Below are 25,363 nucleotides of genomic sequence, written 5' to 3' on the forward strand. Positions count from 1 at the left end.
GACGACCAGCTGGGCCGCCTGACCTTCACGCGCGACATGGCGCAGGCTATCTTCCACGTGCTGGGGACGCACGCCCCCTACGGCACCTATAACTGCACCGGCTCGGGTGCGGTCAGGTCCTGGGCGGACATCGCGCGCGCCGTCTTCGAGGCCGCCAACGGCAACGGGGAGAAGGTCGTGCCGGTCAGCACCGCCGACTACTACGCCGGCGCCGTCGGCCCCATCGCCCCGCGCCCGGTCCACTCCGCGCTCGACCTTTCCAGGCTCGAGTCGGTTGGGTTCCATATGCCCGACTGGGAGGAAGAGCTAAAACTTCATTTTGATTAGATGCCTTTAGTACATTGTTTGCATTCTTAAAATCAGTGAGAATGCAAACAATGCCATGGGCATTTATGCCATTTTGCCAAGCTGCACCAGGAATTTTTTGGATGGTTTTCAATGCATTTTAAACTTGCAAATTTGATTTTTAACGGATCTGATGCGATGTTGCAGTATCCATTGCTTTGCTATAGGGCAACGGAGGGTCTTGTTATTCCAACTTCGAATGACGCTATTGAAATCATGAAATCGACCAATGTTGATTTCACAACATATTTTAATGCGCTATCCATTTATAAGTGGCGAAAATACACTACTGCAAAGGCGTTTTATCTTCATATCGAGTATTGCGGCTCCGCCTTAACGCTTCAGCAGACGTATGCAAATAATTATTCTTGGATTCCTTCTACAATTGATGGCTCTGCGGTTAGTTTGCAACGATCCGATGAATGGAGTACGGCTGAAATCGAACTCTCCCTGTGTGAGGGAGAGATTCTGCACGCTTTTAATATCAGTACTGAAGGCCCTGTTAATATTCGGAATGCGTATTATTATTGCGATTGTGAAGAACTGGATATTCATCCAGTTGAGCTAGCGCTTGCAACTACTACGTTTAAAAAAGAAGACTATATTGTCCGTAACGTATCTCTTTTACAAAAGAACATTATTGATTCTGATGAAGAGATTGCTGATCATTTCCACGTACACATTATTGATAATGGCCGTTCGCTGAATAGTGCAAACCTGGATTCATCGCGTGTTACTGTTCATCCAAATCCTAATGTCGGCGGGTCTGGTGGTTTTGCTCGGGGGATGATTGAGTCACTTGAGCAGAATCCTAAAGCGACTCATGTTCTCCTGATGGACGATGATGTCGAGGTTCTTCCCGAGAGTTTTATCCGCACTTTCAACCTGCTCTCTCTTCTCAAAGAAGAATATGCTGAGGCCTTTTTATCGGGTGCCATGATGAGCTTGGAAGAGCCCAATTTGCGTACCGAGGATTTAGGGTTCTTTACTGCTAAGGGAACTTTTTCTCCCCTTAAGCCTGCAGGCTATATGACCTCACTTCATGATGTCGTTGAGACCGAGATATATAAGGCCCCAACTGGCCTTTATGAGGACACTGCCCAACAGTATGCTGGCTGGTGGTATTGCGTTATACCTACCGCAACGATTGAACGTGAGGGGTTGCCCTTGCCCTTATTTGTTCGTTCTGATGATGCTGAGTATGCTCTTCGTTGTAAACCCAAGTTCATGTCCATGAATGGTATTTGCGTTTGGCATAATTCCTTTAATTTTAAGTATAGTGCTGCCGTGGAGCGTTATCAGGTAAGCCGAAATACGTTAATCAGTCAGGCGACAACTGGCGCCGCGCCTCTCTCTGATTTTCTTTATGAGATTCGTCGTGAAGTTGAGCTCGACTTGAAAAAATTTAATTACGATGAAGCCACTCTTGCCGTAAAAGGTCTTGAAGATTTTCTGAGAGGTCCGGAGTGGATTTCTCATCCTGTTGCTGAATCTCGCTTTATGGCGGCAAATCGTGAAAGGGAACAATTGATTCCCATCGAGCAGCTCATCCCTCAGGCACTAGAATTGGGTGTCGACTTGACGCAACTGACTTTTGGCAATTTGAGTCTTGGGGGGGACAGGTCTAGGCTGCAGGCACTTAAGGATTATCTGACTATTAATGGCCACCGTTTTGTTAACGACTCCGCCAAACGTAACGGTAGAGTTGCTGTTATTGATGCTGCGGGATGGGTTTATCCCGCCGGTAAAATCAGGGATGTTGACACGCTTATTGTGGTAGATATGCCTAATAAAAAGGGCGCCATTAGACATATGGATAAGAAGCGATTCAAAGAGGTTTGGACTCGTTTTCGTAAAGCCGAGAAGGAATTCAAGCGTAACAAAGATAATATTTATGCCGAATACGCTTCGTATAGAGATGTTTTTACTTCGATCGATTTCTGGAAACAGTATTTGAAAGAAGCGTCGGAGTAGTCTTGATGTGAGTGGGTTTCAAGGTGGGACCCACTCATTCTTTTGTATCATATGAGTAATTGAGCTTCGTTCATTGTTTGTCGTTGCGAAGGTTAAGCCATGTCCTTGCTTTCTACTATTAAAAAGATCCTCCCTGGCTCATCCCGATCGTTGCATGCTATGCATGAGGATATGGATCGTCGTTTTGACGAGGTTTTCGCCCGTATTGAGCAGGCCGATAGTGGTATTAATATGAATATCAATTACAAATTCGATACTCGGCTATTTCCAGAAATTGAATTGCTCAAGCAACGCCAACAAAGTCTGTCAGAACAAATGAGTCTTCGCTTTGAATTGCTAGCGCGACGTGCGTACCCCGATCTCACCCCTTTTGAGCTCCGTTGCAAAATCTTTGATGCATTACCCGACGCCGAGGGTGATATTCGATTGATGCAACAGGCAAACGCGGCGTTGATGAGTAAGCTAGACGCGATTTGTGCTGCCAATAATATTCAATACTGGCTTTCTTATGGTTCTCTTGTTGGCACCTTGTCTCGATCGGGTTTTATTCCTTGGGACGACGATATTGATATCTGCATGCTTAGGTCCGATGCGGATAAGCTCACTGCCGCTTTAAAAGACGACCCTGAATATCAAATCACTCTTGTATATGACTGGTTTGTAAAGTGCCGTCAAGTTCGCTTTTGTTCAACTAATTCGCTTATACCTTGTTTTGTGGACATTTCGATTTACGACCGTGCGGCCGAGAATTCCAAGCGCGCGAACGATCGACTTAGGCAACTCAGAATTGAGCTTATGGATTTCTTTGACAAAAATGAACATGAGTTTAGTTTTTGGAAAGATAATCCTTGGATGTTTCATCCCGACAGTGGTCTTAGCGTGCAGTGCGGGGATGTTGACTTGGAAGCTCAGAGAACAGTTGTTTCTTCTGCGGAGATTGATCTTGTCCAGAGCGTATTCGATTCGTTTAACGAAAAGGCTCATGCACTTGGTTTGTTGACCGATGAGCCTCATGGCGATTTTGCATACGCGATCGATAACGTTTTTGATGCCCCTAAGCGAAAAATAATTTGGGATCGCAACGATATTCTTCCCGTAAGAAAGCATCCGTTTGGCGGTTTCTCTTTTTCGGTTCCTGCGAAAGCGGAAAAGGTCGCTGACGCCTGTTATCCTGGATGGCCTTACATGCCTATGGACATCTGCGGGCATGATCATTTTGCAAAGGATGTTTTGTCTGATCCTGATGTTCGCTCCGCGATGGCAAAGTTTGTCGTCGAATGTAATTAGTAGTTACAACGGCTTTGATTAAGGTATTTGAAATGCAGTTTAAACTTGCGAATGTTGTACTTAAAGTTGAAAAGCATGCAAAGGATTTTCCCGAACTCTACTATCGCGTGCTCTCCGGTGGTGCTTCGTATGATGACGATATACATTCACTTCATGTCAATGGACACGTTGACTTTCTGACGTATGTGAATGGCTTATCTGCTGGCAAATGGCATCAGTATGCATCTGTTGACGGCGTTGTCTTGCATATGGCTTTATTTGGCAGGGGCCGGGTTATCGTTCATGGAGTGAGATCTAGCGAGCTGAATCCTGTCGAGCTTAAATCGAATCCTTTTGATGGCGATGAAGTTGATCCTTGCGTTCTCGATATTGATATCGATACAACCGGTTACGACTTGATCGGTTTTAGGATTGAGTGTGATAGAGGCTGTTCTGTTGACCTCTTGAACGCCTCTTATCTGACCGATGTTCCTGAGGACTCAATTAACCAGATCAATCTTGCTCTTTCTACTACTACATTTAAAAATGAGCAGTACATTCTCCCTAATATCGAGCTCGTTAAAGCCGGTATCTCTAAAGAGGACGGTCCGATTCGCGACCACTTTCACATGTTTGTCGTCGACAATGGCCAGACGCTCGATTCTGCATCACTTTCCGATGAGCTAGTCACTGTTCTCCCGAATCCCAACACGGGTGGCTCGGGAGGCTTTGCACGAGGAATGATGGCGGCTACTGAAACTCCTGATCAGTTCACACATATCATTTTGATGGATGACGATGTCTCCATCATGCCCGAGAGTTTGATTCGTACGTTCAATCTCCTCTCTCTTGCGAAGGGCAAATATAAGGATGCCTTTATTAACGGCGCCATGCTTTCGATGGAGGATCCCACTCGTCAGTTTGAGGATGTCTCGTATGTGGCGACTACCGGTGCCTATCGTCGTGTAAAAGAGGACCTAAATGTTGGCAAGCTGTCCGACATCCTCGAAAATGAACGCACGAACGTTGAAGTTAATCGGGCCTACGGGGCTTGGTGGTATAGCTGCATTCCGGTGAAGGCTATCGAAAAGAACGGCCTTCCCATGCCTTTCTTTATCCGCTGCGATGACGTTGAGTTCGGCATGCGCAATAAGCCTGTCTACATGACCATGAATTGCATTTGCGTGTGGCATGCAAGCTTTGAGGGGCGTTTCCGCGCTTCGGTTGACTGCTACCAGTACTTCCGCAACTTCTTTGCCATGATTTCACTCGATGATTGTGCTGATGAGAAAATGTTTGTCCTTCGTATTCAGCGAGGGGTACGTCAGAACTTGCGCGATATGGATTATCAGGCTGCTGAGTTTATCCTTGATGGCTTTGAGGACTATCTGCGCGGCCCTGAGTATCTCCAGAAGCTTGATGGCGCCGCGACGATGATCGGTAAGGGTAGGTTAAACGAAAAGCTGATTCCTGTTTCCGAAATGGATCCAGAGCTTCTTCGCAAGGCTGGGGTTACGGAGCAAGTGCTCGCTAATGTTAATCTGGAATTCCATCCTTCAAAGTTTATGAAGTACTGGAGATCCATTCCTTACGACAAACACTATCTTCCCGATGCGCTGTTGCGAGAGAAGCCAGGTTATGTGGTTAAGAATGGCAGCTGTACGCTTGAGGGCAACTCGACGCGTTGTAAGACGCTGGTATTTCTTGATCCGACCCGCGAGAAGGGGTCGGTTCGCATGATGGATCGAACGCGATTCAAGAGCATTCGCCGTCGAGAACACGAACTGATGAAGCGCTATCGTAAAGAGGGCAAGAGCGTCAGGGGGGCATGGAAAGATGCCATGCCGTACATGACTTCGCGAGAGTTTTGGGAACAGTATTTAGGTCTGAAATAAGAAGAGGTCCGGATTAAGTCCGGACCTCTGTTAGTGTCGGAAAAATTTAGCCAAATATAGTCGGCCGAGATTGACCAATCCCGGCCGACCCATTTTGGCCAACACGCCCGCATCTATGACTTTCCTATCGCATTCCTACATCCCCTCGGGCTGGATCCCCCTCACCTTCACCGCCTGGGGGACGGCCTCCACCGAGTACGTGTCGAGCCCCCTGCCGCGGTAGCTCGGGCCCCGCATCACGAACACCGACGCCTTGTCGAGCAGCCTGTCGAGGGCGGCGTGTTGGCGCCACCAGCGTAGTGGCGGCGGGGAGGCACGGTGGCCATTATTCGGTGACCGGGATTGGTCAAAATCGGTTGACTATTAGCGGCTAAAATCGCCCGGCGCTAACACCTCTTCTTATTTTGAATAGGTTTTATAGGCTTGTAACTCCCATTGTTTTCTTTCGACTTTTGCAACTGAGTCGAGGATTAGTCCCGTTGCTAGGCTCAACCCACACAGGAACATGAATGAGGCCGCAAGTATGGCCGTGGGGAAGCGGGGGACTAAGCCGGTTTGGAAGTACTCCACAACAATTGGAATTCCGAGGGCAAGGCCTATGATGGCGAAGATGAGCGCTATAAGGGTAAAGAACTTGAGCGGACGATAGTCTTTAAAGAGCGTTCCAATCATTGCGATGACCTTGATGCCGTCGCTAACGGTGTTGAGCTTGGACTCGGAGCCTGCGGGCCGATCGCGATACTCCACCGGCACGTCTTTAATTCGCCAGCGGTGATCGACAGCGTGGATGGAGAGCTCGGTCTCAATCTGGAAGCCCTCGCTCAAAACGGGGAAGGTCTTGACGAAGGGTCTGCTCATGGCTCGGTAGCCGGTCATCACGTCGTCAAAGCTGTAGCCGTAAATCCACTTGATCATGGCGCGAACAAGATTGTTGCCAAAGCCGTGGAAGGCCCTCTTGTTCTCTTCGGCATAGGTGCCGTTTGACAGGCGATCGCCAACGGTCATATCGGCTTCGCCGTTAAGGATGGGCTCGCAAAGCGCCTTTGCCGCCTCGGCGGGGTAAGTGTCGTCTCCATCAACCATTAGATAGCATTCGGCGTCGACATCACGGAACATTTGGCGGCACACGTTGCCTTTGCCCTGTCTGGGCTCGTGGCGCACCGTGGCACCGTGCTGCTTGGCGATTTGCGAAGTGCCATCAGACGAGTTGTTGTCATATACAAAGACGGTTGCACCGGGTAACTCTCGATGAAAATCGTCAACAACTTTGCCAATCGTCAGCGCTTCGTTGTAGCAGGGGATTATGACGGCGGTATTCGAATAGTCCATGTCGGACCTCCTTTAATGAATCAACGGGTCGAAAGTATACCTATGTTAGCGCCGGGCGATTTTAGCCGCTAATAGTCAACCGATTTTGACCAATCCCGGTCACCGAATAATGGCCACCGTGCCTCCCCGCCGCCACTACGCTGGTGGCGCCAACACGCCGCCCTCGACAGGCTGCTCGACAAGGCGTCGGTGTTCGTGATGCGGGGCCCGAGCTACCGCGGCAGGGGGCTCGACACGTACTCGGTGGAGGCCGTCCCCCAGGCGGTGAAGGTGAGGGGGATCCAGCCCGAGGGGATGTAGGAATGCGATAGGAAAGTCATAGATGCGGGCGTGTTGGCCAAAATGGGTCGGCCGGGATTGGTCAATCTCGGCCGACTATATTTGGCTAAATTTTTCCGACACTAACACCTATCGTCTGCCCCTTTGATTAGATATGGGTTAGTTCTCCAGATTTGTTGCGGTGAGTTATCGTCAACGTGGGAGGGCTATACTTTCCACTGTTATGGTTTACGAGACAAGGAGATGGTCCGTGGCTGACAACGTAGAGAGTCAGAAAGCGGTGGCTAAACCGGCCTCTCACGCTAAAAATGATTTTGAAAAGGACAAGTTCATTCTTAAGCAACTTGTCACCAAAGATTTTAAGATTAAATATCGTCGCAGTGTTCTGGGTGTGGCATGGTCCGTGCTTAACCCGCTGCTGATGATGATTATTATGTCGATCGTGTTTTCGACAATCTTCGCGCAAGGTCGCAATGGTTCTATTACGCCCGAAATGTATCCGCTTTACTTGATCGTCGGTAACGTGACGTTCTCTGTCATGTCCGAGTCGACGAACCAAGCGCTTATGTCCATCATTTGGGCTTCCTCTCTGCTTAAGAAGGTTAAGGTGCACCGTTGGGTCTTTCCGGTGCAGAAGGTGCTGTTCTCGCTCGTTAACTTCGCCTTCTCTTTGGTTGCCGTCGCCTTGGTTATGCTTTGGTTCCACGTGCTTCCCACCTGGCATTTAATTCTGCTGCCGGTTTGCTTGCTCCTGCTCATGTGTTTCTGCATGGGCTTGGGCATGATGCTGTCTGCGCTGGCGGTTTTTTTCCGCGATGTTATGCACCTGTGGACCGTTGTTATCACGGCCTGGATGTATCTGACGCCGATTTTCTGGACAACCGACTTCATTAGCCAAATGGCACATTGGATCCAGGTCCTTGTGGTTGTGAATCCCATGTACAACTACCTCCAGTTTATGCGTGATATCTTCCTGTTTAATACCGTGCCTTCTGCGCTTACCTTTGGGCTGTGTGTTGTTTGGGCTATTCTTGCTCTTGCTATTGGTTACGCCGTCTTTCACAAGACCGAGCACAAGTTTATCCTCTACATCTAAGGAGTGCTGCTCATGACTGAATCTGCTATTGATTACAGCAAGCAGCCCCTTGCTGTTGAGGTCAAAGACGTCACCATGATCTTTAACATGGCGTCCGAGTCGCTTACGAACCTCAAAGAGTATTTTATTAAGCTCGCGAAGCATGAGCTGTTCTTTGAGGAATTCCGTGCGCTTAAGCACATTTCATTTGATGTGCATCGTGGCGAGGTCGTTGGCCTTGTTGGTACTAACGGTTCCGGCAAGTCTACGATGCTCAAGATCATCGCTGGCGTTTTGGAGCCCAGCGAAGGTGAGGTTAAGGTTCACGGCAATATTGCGCCGCTGATTGAGCTTGGTGCTGGCTTTGACCCGGAGCTTACGGCTCGTGAGAACATCTATCTGAACGGTGCGCTGCTTGGCTATACCAAGGAGTTTATCGACGCTAGTTTTGACGAGATTATTGAGTTCGCCGAGCTTAAAGACTTCGTTGACATGCCCTTGAAGAACTTCTCGTCGGGTATGGTCGCGCGTATCGCCTTTGCTATCGCTACGATTACCGAGCCCGATATTCTCATCGTCGATGAGACGCTTTCTGTTGGCGATGTCTTTTTCCAGCAGAAATGCGAGCGCCGTATTCAGCACTTTATTGAGAGTGGCGAGGTCACGGTCTTGTTCGTTTCTCACTCCATGGAGCAGGTTGAGCGCATTTGCCAGCGTGCTGTTTGGATCGAGAAGGGCGACCTGCGTATGGATGGCCCCGTGGATGAGGTCTGCAAGGCATACCACGACCAGTTCAAGTAGGTTATAATTTATTGGCCGTGTGAACTTGTACCTGCTTGGACGCGCGGCTTTATGCTCCATTAGCTCAGTTGGATAGAGCAGGGGACTTCTAATCCCAAGGTCGACGGTTCGAATCCGCCATGGAGCACCAGAGAGTTTTTGAAGACCCGGTTATTGTGCCGGGTCTTTGCTTTTTGGGACGCGTGCGCGTGCAGTGCTCCCTCAACAATAAGTCCGATGCAGCGATGCTGCACCGGACTTTCTACATCCCAGAATGGCTATTAGCCTTTGGCCGTTGGGCTCTTACGCCTCAGTCGGTTCCACGCCTAGCTCGTTGCGAACGAGCTCGAAGGCGGCTGCGATGGCCTTGTCCATGTCATAGTACTTGTAGCCGCCCAGGCGACCGGCAAAGACCACGTCGCCCTCCTGCGCCGCCAGCTCCTCGTACTGCCTGTACAGGGCCTCGTTCTTGGCGTCGTTGATGGGGTAGTAGGGCTCGTCGCCGGGCTTCCAGTCGGCCGGGTACTCGCGCGTGATGACGGTCTTGTCCTGCGTGCCGAACTCGAAGTGCTTGTGCTCGATGATGCGGGTGTAGGGGACCTCGCGCTCGGTGTAGTTGACCACGGCCACGCCCTGGTGGTCGGCCTCGTCGAGTGTCTCGGTCTCGAAGCGCAGGCTGCGGTACTCGAGCGTGCCCAGCCTGAAGTCGTAGAACGCGTCGATGGGGCCGCAGTAGATCGTCTTGGCGGCGATATCGGGCTCGGCGGCGACCAGCTCCTTGTACTCCACGCCGCAGCGAACCTCGACGCCCCCGAGCATGTTGGCGACCATCTTGGTGTAGCCGCCCATGGGGATGCCCTGGTAGCGGTCGTTGAAGTAGTTGTTGTCGTAGGTGAAGCGGCAGGGGAGGCGCTTGATGATGCTCGCGGGCAGGTCCTTGCAATCACGGCCCCACTGCTTCTCGGTGTAGCCCTTCACGAGCGTCTCGAAGATGTCGCGGCCCACGAGCGACAGCGCCTGCTCCTCCAGGTTCTGCGGCTCGCCGATGTTCTCGGCGGCCACCTGCTCGGCGATCTTGGCCTTGGCGTCGGCCGGTGTGACGACGCCCGGCCACATCTTGGCGAAGGTGTTCATGTTGAAGGGCATGTTGTACATGTTGCCGTGGAAGTTGGCGACCGGCGAGTTGACGTAGTTGTTGAACTCCGCGAAGCGGTTGACGTAGTCCCAGACGTCCTTCATGGAGGTGTGGAAGATGTGCGCGCCGTAGCGGTGGACCTGGATGCCCTCGACGTCCTCGGTGTAGATGTTGCCGGCGATGTGATCGCGGCGATCGATGACCAGGACCGACTTGCCGGCGCGCCTGGCGGCATTGGCAAAGACAGCGCCCGAAAGGCCGGCACCGACGACAAGGTAATCGTACTGGGACATGGAAATGCTCCTTTGTATGTCAATTGGACAGTTACAATTGATTCAGGACAAACGCTACTGACTCATTTGCCCCATAGATTAGTGTAGCAGATGCACTTTCAGCAGCTCCAGCGCGTGGGCGTAGCCTGGTTTCCAAATGATCATAAGGACTCGCTATTCTGCCCTTAGGCACTCGGGCAAGACGCTTCCAACTGCATCCATTGCTTGCGGCTTCAGGGACGGTTTCTCGAATCCAACATTTAGATCCTGGTACAGCATGCTTGTCGTGTGGTCATATAGCGGCTTGGTCACCGAGTAGAAGCGCCTGTCGCTCTTGCGGCCATTGATCGTCTTGCTTGTCGTGTTGACCAGTTTTAGGATTTCGTCGACGCTGTAGGGGAGTTCATTGGCATCGCGGCGAGATATCAGAACAAAATAGTTGGACGATCCGCTGACGGCTTTGGCGAAGTCCTTTGAGTAGATAAACTCGTTACCCTCATCTAGAAAGACGATTGAATCTTCGATGATCGACAGCTCGCGCTCCCAGCGTCTGCCGGAAAGCGTTTCGCAAGGCACGTCGCAGCTGAGTGTAACGCCGCTTTCCTGTCCTCGGTCGTTGTAGTCGCGAATCATCGAGATCAGCGTCGTTTTGCCCGTGCCGCTGTTGCCGCGTATAAAGGAAATATTGCGCTTAAACGTGAGTGTGTATTTGACCTTTGCCCGCTCTACGACAACGGTATGCGTTCCCTTCATTACTCATCAACATCCAAAAAGTCATTTGTAGCACCGACGAACTCCTGCATGTTCCTGACGATGCGGTCATCGTTATCGATGCGGATTTCAAAGTTCTTCCAGGGGAATTTCATGATGTGGTAAAGGGTCACCAGCACATCCTGCTCTTTGCCGATCTTGAGCAGCCAGCGGGCACAGTTGTCTCCGCAGGTAGATGCATTGAACACCATATTTGGGAGATTGCGCACCAGCAGCAGCGTCTTGACGCCGCCCGACAGTTCGAGTGGGGTGATCGAGCCCAGCTGCTTGCTTACGATGTTGTGGGGGCCGATGAGCTCTGATCCGTCCACGCTTTTAATGATCTGTGCGGCCATAGGGTCTTCGAACCATGAGTCCAAATATGAGTTCCTAAAATAGGTTTCGGTATCGTAGATGGAACCGGGGTAATCTCCCAGGTGGATGCTTAACATGCGCGTCTCCAGACCGTTGTGTGACTGCAACGATTATATGTCAGTAATAAAGTGCCGCCAGTAGCGAGGTTACTGCTGGCGGCACTGGCATTACTGGCGTGCCAATCGGCGTTGATGGATTTGCACGCGAGGCTACTTTTCGAGTCGTTCCCTCAGCAGCTCCAGCGCGTGAGCGTAGCCCTGGAGGCCTTCGCCGGTGATGGTGGCGAAGCAGGCTAGGCGGGCGTAGCTCACCTGACGGAAGTCCTCGCGCGCCTCGACAGCGCTGATGTGGACCTCCACTGCGGGGATGGCGACGGCCTTGAGCGCGTCCAGGATGGCCACGCTGGTGTGCGTATAGGCCGCCGGGTTGATGACGATGCCGTCGACCTTGCCATAGGCCTCCTGGATTTTGTCGACGATGCTGCCCTCGTGGTTGGACTGGAAGACCTCAACCTCGACAAAGCCCTGCGCGGAGCCTGCCTCCTGGCAGATCTGGACCAGGCGGTCGTAGTTGTCGCTGCCGTAGATGCCCGGCTCGCGAATGCCGAGCATGTTGAGGTTGGGGCCGTTGATGACGAGTGCTTTCATGGCTGCTTCCTTTGTAGTTGGTCGATTTGGCAAGGCGGAATGAAAAACCACCACAAAGGTGCCTGTCCCCTTTGTGGTGGTTTTGGTTAGAGAGCGGGTGGGAGGGTGTCGAGGACGGCGCGGGCGGTGTTGGCGGCGCAGTCGCGTGAGTCGATGATGTAGTCGGCCCAGGCGCGGTAGCGCGGCATGCGCTGCTCGGCCAGCTTGTCGATACCGTCGCGGGCGGTGATGGGGCGACCCTTGTGGGCGAGCTCGTCGAGCTTGCGGTTGAGCATCACGATCTGGCTGTTCTGGTGCAGCAGCGGATAGTTTTCATCGCGCGTGACCACGCCGCCGCCGGTGGAGAGCACCAGGTCACTACGCTTGGAGATGCCGGCCAGCGTCGTCGTCTCCTGCTCGCGGAAGGCCGCCTCGCCGCGCTCGACGATAAAGTCGGCACAGGGCATGCCTAGGCACTCTTCAAGCGCGCGGTCCAAATCGATGTGCTCGCGTCCCGTGAGCAGGGCAATCTGCTCGCCCACGCGGGTTTTGCCCGACCCCGGCATGCCGATCAGGGCGATATTCTGCTCGCGGTGGGACAGGCGTTTCGTCACGTCCAGGATGCGCTCGCGCGGGGTGACCTGGCCGGTGTAGCGCTCGACAGCTTGCGCCGCTTGGGCCACAAGCATGAGCAGGCCGCCGATGCAGGGGATGCCGCGGCGCTCCGCCTCGAGCATGAGGCCCGTGCGGGCAGGGTTGTAGACAATGTCGATGACGCCTTCGAGCGCATCGAGTCCTTCGAGCGTGCAGGGGGCGTCGGGGCAGTGGGGGAACATGCCGGCAGGCGTGCAGTTGACGAGCAGCGCGGCTTCGGACTGCTGCGCGATATTGTCGTAGTTGACCTCGCTCGTGCGGCCTACGGGCACGACGGTGGCGCCCAGATCGCCGAGCACCATGCTCGCCGTGGTGCCGGCGCCGCCAGTGGCTCCGAGCACGAGGGCCTTCTTGCCGGCAACATCAACCCCCAGCTCCTCGACCAGGCACTGAAAGCCAAAGTAGTCGGTGTTGTCGCCGCGTAGGCGGCCGTCGGGCAGGCGCGTGATGGTGTTGACGTTGCCCATGCGCTCGGCGAGTGGGCTCAGCTCGTCCAGATAGTCCATGACGGCGCGCTTGTAGGGAATGGTCACGTTGGTGCCCTCCCACTCATCGCCCGTCATAAAGGCCGCGAGGTCTTCGGGCTCGCGCTCAAAACGCACGTACTCAAGCCCCGCGAGCTTCTTGTAGATGGTCGGGGTGTAGCTGTGGCCCAGCACGCGGCCCAGCACGCCGTAGGGGCGGGTTGTGGCGGTATCGGCCATCTAGAGCACCTCCGTGTAGCTGCCAAAGTAGGTGAAGCTCTCGCACACGTCGTCAATCGAGTCGAGCAGGTCGTCGAGGGCTTTGCTGCCAAAGGGGCAGTCCAGATCGAAGTAGAACATAAACTCAAAGTCGCGCCCGGGGATGGGGCGGCTCTCGAGCTTGATGAGGTTGATATTGAGCGCGTAGAAGCGCTCGAGTACGCGATAGAGCGCACCCGGCTCGTTGGCCGTGGTGATCATGAGCGAGGTACGGTTGGCGCCGGGGTAGACGCGCGGCTCGCGGCTGATGACGACAAAGCGCGTGTAGTTGTTGTCCGAGTCCTGAATGTTGGGCTCCAGCACCTCCAGGCCATAGAGTGTCGCGCAGCTGCGCGATGCGATGGCGGCAACATCGGTGCGCCCGGAGCTGGCGACCATCTCGGCCGACATGGCGGTGTTGGGGTACTTGGTGGCGTGCAGGTCGTGGGACTCGATAAAGCCCGCACACTGGGCAATGGCTTGGCCGTGGCTGTAAACCTCGCGCACGTCGGTGAGTTTGGTGCCGGGTTTGACGAGCAGATTGTGGTCGATCTTGAGGCGCAGCGAGCGCACGATGTGGAAATCGAACTGGGCGAGCAGGTCGTAGACGGCGTTGACCGATCCGGCAGTTGAGTTTTCGATGGGTAGCACGCCAAATTCGCAAAAGCCGTCGCGTACGGCGCGCATAACGCCCTCGAAGGTCTCAAAGAAGGCGATATCGGGCACGTCAAAGAGCTTGCACGCGGCGATTTGACTGTAAGCGCCCTCGACGCCCTGGCAGGCGACGGTGGCCGTTTGAGGGAAGGGCGTGTCGGAGGCTGCAGCCGTGGCATGGGCCTTTTGCGACACCGTGATGCCCTTGAGCTCGTTGATGTAGCGCTGCTGCTCGGCCTTGCTCATGCTCATGAGGAGGCGGAACAGCGTGATGGTCTGCGCCTCGTAGCGCTCGGGTGCGCGGCTGGCGAGGTTGTTGAGCTTGGAGCGCTCGCGGGCGGGGTCGAAGACGGCCTTGCCCATCTCGATTTTTGATTTGGCGACTTCGGTGGCAATGTCCATGCGTTCGACAAAGCTGCTGAGAAGCGTAGTGTCGATGCCATCGATGGCCTGGCGGATGTCGGCAAGGTCCATGGAGGCCCCTTTCGTAAATCGTTGCCTGGGGTAGTTAATTTGGGACGGGGCTATTTTAGCTACCCCGGCAGCAAATCGGCCAAAACGTCGCGTTAACTGCCGGGGTAGCTAAAATAGCCCCGTCCCAAATTAACTACCCTTGGGGTGGGTGGACTAAAGCTGGCCTGCGTCCTCGAGGAGGGCGTCCCAGATGGCGAGCGCCGCGGCTGCCTCGGCTACGGGGACGGCTCGGGGGACGATGCAGGGATCGTGACGGCCGTGCACCGAGAGCTCGGCATTTTCCATAGCGTCCATGTCTACGGTCTGCTGCTCGCGGCCAATGGAGGGCGTCGGCTTTACGGCCATGCGCCACATGACGGGCGCGCCGGTGGAGATGCCGCCCAGGATGCCGCCGGCGTTATTGGACTCGACCTCGATCTCGCCGGTCTCGGCATCAACGCGGTACGGGTCGTTGTTCTCGCTGCCGCGCATGGCGGCCACGGCAAAGCCCATGCCAAACTCCACGCCCTTTACGGCGGGAATGCCAAACGCGATTTGCGCGATGCGGTTCTCGATGCCGTCGAACATGGGGTCGCCGATGCCCGCGGGAAGCCCGTAGATGCCGCACTCCACGATGCCGCCGATACTGTCGAGCTCGTCGCGCGCGGCCAGAATCTCCTCGCGCATGCGACCGGCGGCCGCTGCGTCGATGCAGGGCAGGTTGTTCGTAAGGATCGCCTTGCGGTCGGCCTCGCGATAGACCATGTCGTCCATGGGCAGGTCGGAGATGCCGCCGATTTGCGCGACGTGCGCCATGACCTGAATGCCGCGGGCCTCGAGTGCCTGCAGCGCGATGCCGCCGGCGATGCACAGGGGGGCCGTCAAGCGGCCGGAGAAGTGTCCGCCGCCGGCGACGTCATGCATGTTGTGGTACTTCACGCGCGCAGGGAAGTCCGCATGTCCGGGACGGGGCTTGCGGCGCAGCTCGGAGTAATCCTTGGAGCGCGTGTTGGTGTTTTCGATAATCGCGGCGATGGGCGCGCCGGTGGTATGTCCATCGACAACACCGGCGATGATGTGCGCGGCGTCGGCCTCGCGGCGTTTGGTTGCGGTCTCGTCGCGACCGGGGGCGCGACGGTCGAGGAAGGCCTGCAGCTGCTCCTGGTCCACGGCGATACCTGCCGGAATGCCATCGAGCGAGCAGCCGATAGCGGGGGAGTGCGACTGGCCGAAGATGCTCAGATGCAAGACGTTGCCAAAGGTCGAGGACATGCTATTCCTCCTCGAGTGTGACCTTGCCGCCCAGCAGGCGGTAGTGATCGAAGAAATCGGGATAGGACTTGTTGACCGCCTCGGCCCCGTGGATCACGACCTCGCCGGTGGCGCGGCTCGCGGCGATGGCGGCCATCATGGCGATGCGGTGGTCGTTGTGCGAATCGACTTCGCCGCCGGTAAAGGCGTCGACACCCTTGATGATGAGGTCGTCACCGGCAATGCGCACCTGCGCGCCCAGCGCGGTGAGCTCGCGGGTGGTAGTTGCCAGGCGGTCGGATTCCTTGATGCGCAGGCGGGCACAGTCGCGGATGAAGGTACGGCCTTGCGCCAGTGATGCCACGGCCGAGATAACGGGTACCAGGTCGGGAATGTCGTGGGCGCTCATCTCAAAGCCGGCGAGCTTGTCGGACTGCACGGTGGCGGCGTTGGTGGAGCGCACGATGCGGGCGCCAAAGCGCGAAAGCGCGGCAAGCACGTTGCGGTCGCCCTGTGCGGAGCTCAGCGACACGCCCTCGACGGTGATGGGGTCGGTGCCGATGGCACCGGCGCACAGCCAAAAGGCGGCGTTGGACCAGTCGCCCTCGACGGCTACGCTGCCGGGCGTGCGGTACGAGCCGCTGCTCACGCGGAAGTTGGTGATCTCGGGCTGGCCGTCCTTGGCGGGGATGCGCTCGACGTTGACCTCGACGCCGAAGGCCTTCATGGCCTGGATCGTCAGGTTGATGTAGGGGCGGCTCTCGATAAGGCCGCATACCTGCACGCAGGAGGGCTGGGCGAGCAATGGGGCTGCCAGCAGCAGACCCGAGATGTACTGCGAGCTCACGTTGCCCGGCAGCACAAAGGTGCCCGGGCGCATGCGTCCGCTCGTCTTGAGTGGAAAACCGCCCAGACCCTGTAGGTCGCAGCCGGCGGCAATGATCTCGTCGGAGAGCGGGGAGAGCGGGCGGGCGCCCAGGCGGCCCTTGCCCACGAAGGTGGCATCCGCACCCAGTGCGCAGGCGACAGGCAGCATAAAGCGCAGCGTGGAGCCACTTTCACCGCAGTCGAGCCTGCCGCCGGCAAGGGCCTTGAGCAGGCCAAACTCAATACTCTTCATGGTGGGGTGGACCTGGAAGCCGTCCTCGACGGTCTCGATGCGAGCACCCAGGGCCGTAAGGCAACGCACCGTGGCCTCGATGTCGGCGCAGGTGGTGTTGCAGGTGACGTGTGTCTCGCCGTTGGCAAGCGCGGCGCAGATGATCAGGCGATGCGCCATCGACTTGGACGCGATGGCGGGAACGGTGCCCTTGAGCGGGGACGGGGTGATGCGGGCTAGCATGCGGATGCGTCTCCCTTCTGGCCGAGGCCTTCGGCAATAAGATCGTGGAAGGTGGAAAGCGGCGTGCGGTCGATGCTGCAGCGGCCAATGCCGTGCGGAATCACCAGGTCGATGGTGTCGCCCACGCGCTTCTTGTCGTGGAGCGCCTCGGCAAAGACGGCATCGACATCGAGGTCGCAGCGGGTCTTGAGGCCATGGCGGGCGCAGAGCTCCTCAATACGACCGGGCAGCTCGGCATCGCAAATGCCGTGCAGGGCCGCGGCGCGCGTGATGATGCCCATGCCGATCGAGACGCAGTTGCCGTGTCCCAGCTCAAAGTGCTCGCAGGCCTCGACGGCGTGCCCGGCGCTGTGCCCAAAGTTGAGGAGCTTGCGCTGGTTGGTTTCGCGCTCGTCGGCGACGACCACGGCGCGCTTGATGTCGATATTGCGGGCGATGATGAGCGCTACGCGGGCTACATCGCGGTTGAGCAGCTCCAGCGTGAGCGGAGTCTTCTCTAGCTCGGCAAAAAGCTCCGGGTCGGCGATCACGGCGTGCTTCACAACCTCGCCGCAGCCGTCGGCGAACTGCTCGGGCGTGAGGGTGGCCAGGCACCCCACGTCGGCGATAACCACGCTCGGCTGCCAAAAGGCGCCGGCCAAGTTCTTGCCGGCAGCCAGGTCGATGGCGGTCTTGCCGCCCACCGACGAATCCACCATGGCGAGCAGGCTCGTCGGGATCTGCACAAACTTGCAGCCGCGCATGTAGGTGGCGGCCACAAAGCCCGCCACGTCGCCCACGACACCGCCGCCGAGTGCCACGATCACGTCGGAGCGCGAAAGCTCGTGCTCGGCCACAAACTCCAAAATGGCAACATAGGTTTCGGCGCGCTTATGGGCCTCGCCGGCTTCGAAGGTGCAGATGCTCACCTCGTAGCCTGACGCCTCCAGGCTCTGCTTAACGGGCATCTGGTAGAGCGGGCCGACGTTGGTGTCCGTCACGATGACGGCTTTGGTGCCGCCGGCAGTGGCGCGCACGAGCGGTCCCGCCTGCTCCAGCAAAAACGTGCCCACATGCACCTGGTAGGGGCGTGCGGTGTCGATATCGATGGTAATCGCCATAAGCTTCGGTCCTTTCGACCTGGCGTGATAGGTGGTCTAGTGGGAGGCCTCGTCGTCGAGTGCGCGCTTAATGCGGTCGCCCTCGGCAAGGAGATTCTCCAGATAGCGCTGGTCGCGGTCCTTGAGTGCACGGCTGTAGGCGCCAAGCGACTCGATCAGATGGTCGATCTCGAAGGCGAGTGCGTCGGCGTCGTCGATCATGAGCTCGGACCACATTTGCGGGTTGAGGTGCGCCACGCGGGTGAGATCGCGGTAGCTACCGGCCGAAAAGCCGTGGTGGACCTGGGCTGTGGGGCTTTTGACGTAGGCGTTGGATACCACGTGCGCAAGCTGGCTCGTGAAGGCGATGACGCGGTCGTGCTCGGCGGCGCTGGTGACGCTGAACTTGCCAAAGCCCAAGGGGCGCACCATTTCGCGCACCTGGCCTAAAAGCTCGAGCTTAAGGGCGTCGTCCACCGCGGGCGGTACGAGCACCAGCGGGGCGCCCTGGAACAGGTCGGCACGGGAGTGGGCGTAGCCCGAGAACTGGGTGCCCGCCATGGGGTGCGCGCCCACAAAGTAAAAGCCGTGCTTTCGCGCGAGCTCAAAGGCTCGCTCGCACACAATGCCCTTGACGCCTACGGTGTCGATCACCACAGGGCCCATGATGGCATCGGTGTCGGTGGCGTCGGCGAGCGCCTGGGCGTGCGCCTCGAGCCACTCGATGCATGCCTCGGGGTAGCAGGCAAGGACGATGATGTCACATTCGCCGAGTGTCTTGTCGTTGAGCTCTCCGGCGACAGTGCCCATGTTGGCGGCCGTCATGACATCGTCATCGGGGTCCCAGGCCAGCACGCGGACGCCCGCCTGCGCATAGCCGCGGGCAAAGCTGCCGCCGATGAGGCCAAGGCCGACGATGCCGGCGCACTTGGGGCCGCCCTGGTTAACACGCGCGTTTCTCACCGTACCCATGGGCTACTCCATGGTCTCTTGGCAGACAACCTCGCGGATGGCTCGGATGCGGCGCATGGTGTCGTCGAACTGATCGGGGGTGAGGGCCTGGGCGCCGTCGGACCAGGCGCGGCTCGGCTCGTCGTGGACCTCGATCTCCAGGCCGTTGGCACCGCAGGCGGTCGCGGCGAGCGCCATGGGCTCAACGTAGCGGGTGTAACCGGTGGCGTGGCTGGGGTCGGCGACGACGGGCAGGTGCGACAGGTGGTGCAGCACCGGCACGGCGTTGAGGTCGAAGGTATTGCGGGTGCGGGTCTCGAAGGTGCGGATGCCGCGCTCGCACAGGATGACGTTGTCATTGCCCTCGCTCATGATGTACTCGGCGGCCATAAGCAGCTCATCGATCGTGCCGGACATGCCGCGCTTAAGCAAGACCGGAGTCTTGGTCTTTCCGACCTCTTTGAGCAGAGGGAAGTTCTGGGCGTTGCGGGCGCCGATCTGCATGACGTCGATCTTCTTGTCCAGGAAGACCTGCACGTCGCGTGGGTCCATGATCTCGGTGACGATCGGCATATCGAGCTCGGCAGACGCCTCGCACAGCAGGTCGAGGCCGGCGGGGCCCATGCCCTGGTAGGCGTAGGGGGAGGTGCGGGGCTTGTAGGCACCGCCGCGCAGCATCGTGGCGCCGGCGGCCTTCACGCGGCGGGCGATGCGGATGAGGTTCTCGCCCTCGACGGAGCACGGGCCGGCGATGACCTGGAACTGATCGCCGCCGATCTTGACGCCGTGGCCGCAGTCGATGACGGAGTCCTCGGGGTGGAACTTGCGGTTGGCGCGCTTGAACGGCTCGGAGACGCGCTGTACGCGCTCGACGACGTCCATAGACTCGAGCAGGAACGGGTCGATCTTGGTCGTATCGCCCACCAGGCCGATGATCGTCTCGTTCTCGCCGCGCGAGACATCGGTCTTCAGACCCTTTTTCTCAATCCAGCTGACGATATGGCTGACGGCCTCGTCGCTGGCGCTCTGCTTTAAAATTGCGATCATGGTGTGCCTCTCACCTCGATGGATAACCCTTGCAAAAACGGCCCGCATCGCGAGCCGTGTATATATGGTGCATGAGAGTTTATACTATCTGACTCGCTTTTGCCTTCTAAAGTGGGCCGTTGCGCCGCGTCTTCCTCGGAATTGCAAAGCTTTTTCTTTTATTTTGATAGCCCGTGGTGCACTTGGGTATAATGCCACACGTTGGCCCTATTAGCTCAGGGGATTAGAGCGTCTGCCTCCGGAGCAGAAGGCCGTTGGTTCGAATCCAACATGGGGCACCATCGAACGTAAGACCGTCCGAACCTCGCATGGTCCGGGCGGTTTTTCTTATACCGACGCGACGTGATGGGACGTGGTATGGCAGCAACGGATATCGAGCGCGGACTCTCGACCGCCGAGGTCGAGGAGCGCATCGCCGCCGGTAAGATCAACCGCAACATGGAGCTCAAGACCAAGTCGGTCAAAGAGCTCATCATCGAGAACCTCTGCACGCTGTTCAATTTGATCAACGTGATCTTGGCGTTCCTGGTCATTTTGACCGGTTCGTTTAAGAACCTGACGTTTCTGTTCGTGGTGTTCCTCAATACCGCTATTGGCGTCATTCAGTCCATGCGTTCCAAGAAGATGGTCGATAAGCTCACACTGCTGACCTCCAAGAAGGCCATCGCGGTGCGCGACGGTGCCGAGGTGGAGCTCGACCTGGACCAGATCGTGCTCGACGACATCATCCGCCTGGGGCGCGGCGACCAGATTCCCGCTGACGCCGTGGTGGTTTCGGGCGAGGCGCTCGTCAACGAGAGCCTGCTTACGGGCGAGAGCGACCTTATTAAGAAACAGCCCGGTTCCGAGCTCATGAGCGGCAGCTTTATCGACTCGGGCCTGCTGCGCGCCCGCGTGATCCATGTTGGCGCCGACAACTACGTGGCCAAAATTAATAACGAGGCCAAGTACGTCAAAAAGGTCAGTTCCGAGATCATGAACGCGCTGAACGCCATCGTGCGCTTTGCGAGCATCATCATGATCCCGCTCGGTTTGGCGTTGTTTGCCTCGAGTGTGAGCGAGCTGTGGGATGCCGCGGGAACCCCGGGCGATAGCGCGCTTTCGTGGTGCTTCTCCGAGCTGTTGGCTGGCCATGTGCCTTCGTCGGCGCTGCTGTCCACGGTGGGCGCCCTGTTGGGCATGATTCCGCAAGGCCTGGTGCTGCTGACCTCGTCGGTGCTCGCCATCGCCACGGTGCGCCTGGCCCGCCGCAAGGTGCTGGCGCAGCAGCTCTACTGCATCGAGACGCTCGCTCGCGTCGACGTGCTGTGCCTGGACAAGACGGGTACCATCACGTCGGGCCGCATGGAGGTCGAGGGCACGTATCCGCTGCCGGTTGAGGGCGTTGCCCTGGGCGTGGGGGAGAACGAGGCGGCTGTTCTCGTCGATACCACGGTGCTCGATTTTGCCCTGGCAAACGTTGCCCGTGCGACTTCGGCAGATGCCAACGAGACCTGCCAGGCGCTGCTCAACTATTACGCTGATCGCCCGGTCGAGGTGTCTGAGCCGCTGTCGGTCATTCCGTTCTCGTCGTCTAAAAAATGGAGTGGCGCTTCTTTTGCGCAGGGCTCCTATGTGATGGGCGCCGCGCAGTTTGTGCTTTCGGAGCGTGTGTTTTCGCAGGTCGAGAACCGTGTCGCCGAGCTTGCCGATACCTGCCGCGTGCTCGTGGTGGCGCGCGTGGACGGCTTTACGCCCGATGGCGATATGGTGGGCGAGGCCGAGCCCGTGGGCTTTGTGACCATCCACGACGAGATTCGTACCTCGGCGGCCGAGACCATCGGCTACTTTAACGAGCAGGGCGTGACCCTCAACGTGATCAGTGGCGACGACCCGCGTACGGTGTCGTCGATCGCGCGCGTGGTGGGCGTGCCGGGGGCGGACGCTTATGTGGACGCCACGACGCTCGATACGCCGGCCAAGCTCGATGCCGCAGTGGACCGCTATCATGTCTTTGGTCGTGTGACCCCGCAGCAGAAGCGCGAGCTCGTGCAGGCGCTCAAGCGCCGCGAGCACACCGTGGCCATGACGGGCGACGGCGTCAACGACGTGCTGGCGCTCAAGGAGGCCGACTGCTCCGTCGCCATGGCGGCCGGCTCCGATGCCGCGCGTAACGTGGCCGAGATCGTGCTCGTCGACAACGACTTTGCCTCGATGCCCGCCGTGGTGGCAGAGGGCCGTCGCTCCATCAACAACCTGCAGCGTTCGGCCTCGCTGTTCCTGACCAAGACGCTGTTCTCGATGGGCCTGGCGGCGCTGTGCATCGCGCTGCCGCCGTACCCCTTCGAGCCCATCCAGATGACGCTCATTAACTTCTTCTGTATTGGCGCGCCGGGCTTTGTGTTGGGCCTGGAGCCCAACAATGCTCGCGTGAAGGGGTCGTTCCTGACGAACGTGCTCAAGCGGGCACTGCCGGCTTCGATTGCGGTCATTTTGGCTGCGGTGCTCGATATCTTTGTGGCGCGCGTGTTTGGCTTTAGCCAGCTCATGCTGTCTACGATGTGCCTGCTTACGTCGTGCGCGGCGAGCGTCAGCCTGATCTGGCGTATTTCGCAGCCTCTCACGCCCTTACGTGTGGTGCTCTTTGTGTTTGTAGTCGCCGGCATCCTGGTGGGCGTTATCGGATTCCCGGAGCTGCTGTCTATTGCCAACCTGTCGATGGGCCAGATGGTTATCTTGGCTGTCATCGTGGTCTTTACCTGCTCGGTGTTCTTTAAGCTCGCCACGATGATGGATTCGCTCAAGCCGCGTCGTCGTCATGCCGCAACTGGTTTTGGCCGCGGTGTGCGCGTCCGCCTGGGTCGCGGTGGCGGCAAGGTGAGCTCGACGGGTTCGACGGCGGAGCGTTTTGCCAAGCGCGTCGCCGCCGACATGGCGCAGCGCCGCGAAGATCGCACCGCTCGCGAGGCCGAGGCCCGCGCACTCGAGGGCGTGGCCCAGGCCCAGCCCAAGAAAAAGAAGCCCACAGGCGCCAAGCGCTCCCGCGTAACCAAGTCCGCCCAAGGCATCAAAGTTTCGATGCCCAAGAAAAAGAAGTTGTAACCGCACCTTACAGGGTAGCTAATTTGGGACGGGGCTTTTTTAGCTACCCCGGCTGATGGCCCCCAGGCTGATGGCGCGATCGATTTGGCCAATTGGCGGCCAGGGCAGCTAAAAAAGCCCCGTCCCAAATTAGCTACCCTCCGATGTTGAATTGGTGCCTTGCTCCTGTGGGGCCGTGGCGATGTTATGCTCTAACCTCGATTGTTTGAATTGCTTCGAAAAGAGGATGCCGTGATCTGCCCGCATTGCCTTAAGACTATCGAGGACGGCGCCTCGTTCTGCCCCTACTGCAACGCCTATGTGGGTCCGGGCGATGGTCCCGAGCACACCGAGTTCGTGTTCTGTGAGGGCTGCGGTGCCCGTCTTTCTCCGCATGATCGTACGTGCCCCAAATGCGGACGCCCCGCTCCGGGCATCCTCTCCGAGGACGCGGCCGCATCCGACCTGGCAGCGGGCCGCACGGCGGGCTTTCCGCGCCTAACGCGAGAGCAGATCGATACCGAGGTGCCGCATGCGCCGGCCTCTGCCGCTGCGGTGCTTTCGGACGCCGCCGACCCCAATGAGACTTGCGTGCTGCCGGCTTTCGATATGGATTTCGGTATCCCCAAGGTCGATATCCCCACGCCCGTTTCCCTGCATGACGATGCTCAAAAGTCCAAGCGCAAGGTGCACCCCGACGAGGACGCCTATCACAAGCATAAGCGTCATATTCCTAAGCCGCTCATTATCATCGCGGTCCTTGCCGTCGTGTGCGGCGGTGCCTATTGGTTCGTGACGACCGATCCCATGGGTGTCATGCCTGGCTTCTACGACCAGTTTGGCCAAGCTGCACAAACCACCTTCCCCACGCGCCAAAAGGGCGAGGCCACTGAGGACGATACCAAGCAGGGCGATTCTGCCGAGGTGGTCCAGGAAGAAACCGTGCTCACCGATGATCAGCTCTATACCAGGCTCGACGGTTTGTATCAGACCATCGTGTCCTACGCTGACGAGGATCAGATCGGCGAGGTCATCGATTCCTTTAACAACGGCTATCTCCGAACGCCGCTGTCCACCCGTCAGGAGCTGTCGCAGAGTGCCTACGCCCTGCGCGACCAGATCAAAAAGACGCAAGATGAGCTCAACAACCTGAAAGTACAGGACGATACGGTCTATGCGGATGACATCGCCCACTTAAAGCAGCTTGCCGAGTGGATGTATGAGCGCGTCGACGTGATCTGCCAGAGCTGGGATATCTCGCTGGCCATTCCCGATGGCGAGTCGATGAGTTCCCACCAAAGCGAGATCCTGGCGCCCATCGCGCAGGGCGGCAACAGCGCGCTGAACCAGTACGATGCCAATGTGGGTTCCTGGAAGCCGCAGCAGCGTTCCTAAAATTAGTTCGCCATAGTCGGCATAACCTACGTGCGCAATTGATGTAAGCGCATGCTTATTGCTACAATTCGTACAAATATGCTTTAAACGTACGAGGAAGGAACCACATGTTTGGTTTTAAGAAAGAGCTCTACACGCCCGAGTATCAGCTTGTCGGCGACGAGTGCGCCGTAATCGAGACGTCGAAGGGTACCATCAAGGTCAAGTTTGACGGCGAGGGCGCTCCCATTCATGTCGCGAACTTCTGCGAGCTTTCCACGATGGGCTTCTATGATGGCCTTAAGTTTCATCGCTATGTGCCCGGTTTTGTTATCCAGGGCGGCGACCCCAATACCCGCGACATGTCCGGCGCCGACGTCGCTGCCGGTCTTGAGGGCCCCGACGGCATGCCCGGTACCGGTGGCCCCGGCTACTGCATCAAGGGCGAGTTTGCCACCAATCCGCGCAACAGCCATGTCGATGGTGCCCTTGCCATGGCACGCTCCATGGACCCCGATTCCGCGGGTTCGCAGTTCTACTTCTGCCTGGGCGCCCAGCATAACCTCGATTCCGGTTACACCGTCTTTGGTACCACGGTCGAGGGTCTCGATGTGATTTCGCAGCTGCGTGCCGGCGACGAGATCGTCCATGTCGAGATCGTTCACGAGTAAAGGG

At 57.4% G+C, this 25,363-nt stretch carries 21 protein-coding genes and 2 tRNA genes; 11 read left to right on the forward strand and 12 right to left on the reverse strand.

The window, feature by feature from the left end; genetic code table 11:
- From DWZ22_RS10430 to DWZ22_RS03940, 4 genes are all read left to right on the forward strand, one after another.
- Positions 1–327: sugar nucleotide-binding protein (locus DWZ22_RS10430; RefSeq protein WP_233546441.1), on the forward strand; the 327-nt coding region annotated here is incomplete at its 5' end.
- Between the two features lie 111 nt (positions 328–438).
- On the forward strand, positions 439–2,319 hold the full coding sequence (locus tag DWZ22_RS03930; protein WP_118405483.1) for a glycosyltransferase: 1,881 nt from the start codon (positions 439–441) through the stop codon (positions 2,317–2,319).
- A 99-nt stretch (positions 2,320–2,418) separates the two neighbouring features.
- Positions 2,419–3,606, forward strand: coding sequence for a LicD family protein (locus DWZ22_RS03935; protein ID WP_118405484.1), 1,188 nt, complete (start codon positions 2,419–2,421; stop codon positions 3,604–3,606).
- Between the two features lie 32 nt (positions 3,607–3,638).
- Positions 3,639–5,480 carry a glycosyltransferase gene (locus DWZ22_RS03940; RefSeq protein ID WP_118405485.1) on the forward strand — a complete coding sequence of 614 codons (1,842 nt, stop codon included), beginning with the start codon at positions 3,639–3,641 and terminating at the stop codon, positions 5,478–5,480.
- 399 nt (positions 5,481–5,879) lie between these two features.
- Here DWZ22_RS03940 and DWZ22_RS03950 read toward each other — a convergent pair whose 3' ends face one another.
- On the reverse strand, positions 5,880–6,809 hold the full coding sequence (locus DWZ22_RS03950; RefSeq protein WP_118405486.1) for a glycosyltransferase family 2 protein: 930 nt from the start codon (positions 6,807–6,809) through the stop codon (positions 5,880–5,882).
- 529 nt (positions 6,810–7,338) lie between these two features.
- On the opposite strand from DWZ22_RS03950, the gene DWZ22_RS03960 reads away from it, so the two are divergent.
- The 3 genes from DWZ22_RS03960 to DWZ22_RS03970 all read left to right on the forward strand — a co-directional run bounded on the left by DWZ22_RS03960 (position 7,339) and on the right by DWZ22_RS03970 (position 9,094).
- The gene (locus DWZ22_RS03960) at positions 7,339–8,184 is read left to right on the forward strand and encodes an ABC transporter permease (protein WP_233546442.1); all 846 of its coding nucleotides are present in this window, start codon (positions 7,339–7,341) and stop codon (positions 8,182–8,184) included.
- Positions 8,185–8,196: 12 nt separating this feature from the next.
- Entirely contained in the window at positions 8,197–8,964 is a 768-nt protein-coding gene (locus DWZ22_RS03965) for an ABC transporter ATP-binding protein (RefSeq protein WP_118405488.1), read from the forward strand.
- Positions 8,965–9,017: 53 nt separating this feature from the next.
- A tRNA-Arg gene (locus DWZ22_RS03970) sits at positions 9,018–9,094 on the forward strand.
- Positions 9,095–9,246: 152 nt separating this feature from the next.
- On the opposite strand, the gene glf is transcribed toward DWZ22_RS03970, so the two are convergent.
- The 11 genes from glf to aroF form a co-directional block, all read right to left on the reverse strand.
- A complete protein-coding gene (gene glf / locus DWZ22_RS03975) occupies positions 9,247–10,371 on the reverse strand; it encodes a UDP-galactopyranose mutase (RefSeq protein ID WP_118405489.1) in 1,125 nt (374 codons plus the stop codon).
- 153 nt (positions 10,372–10,524) lie between these two features.
- Complete coding sequence (locus DWZ22_RS03980; protein ID WP_118405490.1) at positions 10,525–11,103, reverse strand: hypothetical protein; 579 nt, start codon at positions 11,101–11,103, stop codon at positions 10,525–10,527.
- A complete protein-coding gene (locus DWZ22_RS03985) occupies positions 11,103–11,552 on the reverse strand; it encodes a DUF4869 domain-containing protein (RefSeq protein ID WP_118405491.1) in 450 nt (149 codons plus the stop codon). The genes DWZ22_RS03980 and DWZ22_RS03985 overlap by 1 nt, the downstream gene beginning before the upstream one ends.
- Before the next feature lie 132 nt (positions 11,553–11,684).
- On the reverse strand, positions 11,685–12,122 hold the full coding sequence (gene aroQ, locus DWZ22_RS03990) for a type II 3-dehydroquinate dehydratase (RefSeq protein WP_118405492.1): 438 nt from the start codon (positions 12,120–12,122) through the stop codon (positions 11,685–11,687).
- An 86-nt stretch (positions 12,123–12,208) separates the two neighbouring features.
- Positions 12,209–13,459, reverse strand: coding sequence for a shikimate kinase (locus DWZ22_RS03995; protein ID WP_118405493.1), 1,251 nt, complete (start codon positions 13,457–13,459; stop codon positions 12,209–12,211).
- Positions 13,460–14,605 carry a prephenate dehydratase gene (pheA, locus tag DWZ22_RS04000; RefSeq protein WP_117794406.1) on the reverse strand — a complete coding sequence of 382 codons (1,146 nt, stop codon included), beginning with the start codon at positions 14,603–14,605 and terminating at the stop codon, positions 13,460–13,462.
- A 153-nt stretch (positions 14,606–14,758) separates the two neighbouring features.
- On the reverse strand, positions 14,759–15,856 hold the full coding sequence (gene aroC, locus DWZ22_RS04005; protein ID WP_117799072.1) for a chorismate synthase: 1,098 nt from the start codon (positions 15,854–15,856) through the stop codon (positions 14,759–14,761).
- A 1-nt stretch (position 15,857) separates the two neighbouring features.
- A complete protein-coding gene (aroA, locus tag DWZ22_RS04010; RefSeq protein WP_118405494.1) occupies positions 15,858–17,177 on the reverse strand; it encodes a 3-phosphoshikimate 1-carboxyvinyltransferase in 1,320 nt (439 codons plus the stop codon).
- Entirely contained in the window at positions 17,171–18,277 is a 1,107-nt protein-coding gene (gene aroB / locus DWZ22_RS04015) for a 3-dehydroquinate synthase (protein WP_118405495.1), read from the reverse strand. The genes aroA and aroB overlap by 7 nt, the downstream gene beginning before the upstream one ends.
- A gap of 36 nt (positions 18,278–18,313) precedes the next feature.
- Positions 18,314–19,228 carry a prephenate dehydrogenase/arogenate dehydrogenase family protein gene (locus DWZ22_RS04020; RefSeq protein ID WP_118405496.1) on the reverse strand — a complete coding sequence of 305 codons (915 nt, stop codon included), beginning with the start codon at positions 19,226–19,228 and terminating at the stop codon, positions 18,314–18,316.
- A gap of 3 nt (positions 19,229–19,231) precedes the next feature.
- Positions 19,232–20,254: a 3-deoxy-7-phosphoheptulonate synthase gene (gene aroF / locus DWZ22_RS04025; RefSeq protein WP_118405497.1), complete on the reverse strand. Its 1,023-nt coding sequence runs from the start codon at positions 20,252–20,254 to the stop codon at positions 19,232–19,234.
- Positions 20,255–20,458: 204 nt separating this feature from the next.
- On the opposite strand from aroF, the gene DWZ22_RS04030 reads away from it, so the two are divergent.
- The 4 genes from DWZ22_RS04030 (at position 20,459) to DWZ22_RS04045 (ending at position 25,359) form a co-directional block, all read left to right on the forward strand.
- A tRNA-Arg gene (locus DWZ22_RS04030) sits at positions 20,459–20,535 on the forward strand.
- Between the two features lie 76 nt (positions 20,536–20,611).
- Positions 20,612–23,335: an HAD-IC family P-type ATPase gene (locus tag DWZ22_RS04035; protein WP_118405498.1), complete on the forward strand. Its 2,724-nt coding sequence runs from the start codon at positions 20,612–20,614 to the stop codon at positions 23,333–23,335.
- A gap of 231 nt (positions 23,336–23,566) precedes the next feature.
- Positions 23,567–24,709 (forward strand): zinc ribbon domain-containing protein, encoded by a 1,143-nt coding sequence (locus tag DWZ22_RS04040; protein WP_158573293.1) that lies wholly within the window; start codon positions 23,567–23,569, stop codon positions 24,707–24,709.
- 107 nt (positions 24,710–24,816) lie between these two features.
- Complete coding sequence (locus DWZ22_RS04045; protein ID WP_055249980.1) at positions 24,817–25,359, forward strand: peptidylprolyl isomerase; 543 nt, start codon at positions 24,817–24,819, stop codon at positions 25,357–25,359.
- The last annotated feature ends 4 nt before the right edge of the window (positions 25,360–25,363 follow it).

Source organism: Collinsella sp. AF31-11, from assembly GCF_003475605.1.
Lineage (GTDB): Bacteria > Actinomycetota > Coriobacteriia > Coriobacteriales > Coriobacteriaceae > Collinsella.

Coding starts and splice junctions, on each gene's coding strand:
- DWZ22_RS03930 (WP_118405483.1), top strand. CDS start 439: ATGCATTTTAAACTTGCAAATTTGATTTTTAACGGATCTGATGCGATG.
- DWZ22_RS03935 (WP_118405484.1), top strand. CDS start 2,419: ATGTCCTTGCTTTCTACTATTAAAAAGATCCTCCCTGGCTCATCCCGA.
- DWZ22_RS03940 (WP_118405485.1), top strand. CDS start 3,639: ATGCAGTTTAAACTTGCGAATGTTGTACTTAAAGTTGAAAAGCATGCA.
- DWZ22_RS03950 (WP_118405486.1), bottom strand. CDS start 6,809: ATGGACTATTCGAATACCGCCGTCATAATCCCCTGCTACAACGAAGCG.
- DWZ22_RS03965 (WP_118405488.1), top strand. CDS start 8,197: ATGACTGAATCTGCTATTGATTACAGCAAGCAGCCCCTTGCTGTTGAG.
- glf (WP_118405489.1), bottom strand. CDS start 10,371: ATGTCCCAGTACGATTACCTTGTCGTCGGTGCCGGCCTTTCGGGCGCT.
- DWZ22_RS03980 (WP_118405490.1), bottom strand. CDS start 11,103: ATGAAGGGAACGCATACCGTTGTCGTAGAGCGGGCAAAGGTCAAATAC.
- DWZ22_RS03985 (WP_118405491.1), bottom strand. CDS start 11,552: ATGTTAAGCATCCACCTGGGAGATTACCCCGGTTCCATCTACGATACC.
- aroQ (WP_118405492.1), bottom strand. CDS start 12,122: ATGAAAGCACTCGTCATCAACGGCCCCAACCTCAACATGCTCGGCATT.
- DWZ22_RS03995 (WP_118405493.1), bottom strand. CDS start 13,459: ATGGCCGATACCGCCACAACCCGCCCCTACGGCGTGCTGGGCCGCGTG.
- pheA (WP_117794406.1), bottom strand. CDS start 14,605: ATGGACCTTGCCGACATCCGCCAGGCCATCGATGGCATCGACACTACG.
- aroC (WP_117799072.1), bottom strand. CDS start 15,856: ATGTCCTCGACCTTTGGCAACGTCTTGCATCTGAGCATCTTCGGCCAG.
- aroA (WP_118405494.1), bottom strand. CDS start 17,177: ATGCTAGCCCGCATCACCCCGTCCCCGCTCAAGGGCACCGTTCCCGCC.
- aroB (WP_118405495.1), bottom strand. CDS start 18,277: ATGGCGATTACCATCGATATCGACACCGCACGCCCCTACCAGGTGCAT.
- DWZ22_RS04020 (WP_118405496.1), bottom strand. CDS start 19,228: ATGGGTACGGTGAGAAACGCGCGTGTTAACCAGGGCGGCCCCAAGTGC.
- aroF (WP_118405497.1), bottom strand. CDS start 20,254: ATGATCGCAATTTTAAAGCAGAGCGCCAGCGACGAGGCCGTCAGCCAT.
- DWZ22_RS04035 (WP_118405498.1), top strand. CDS start 20,612: ATGGCAGCAACGGATATCGAGCGCGGACTCTCGACCGCCGAGGTCGAG.
- DWZ22_RS04045 (WP_055249980.1), top strand. CDS start 24,817: ATGTTTGGTTTTAAGAAAGAGCTCTACACGCCCGAGTATCAGCTTGTC.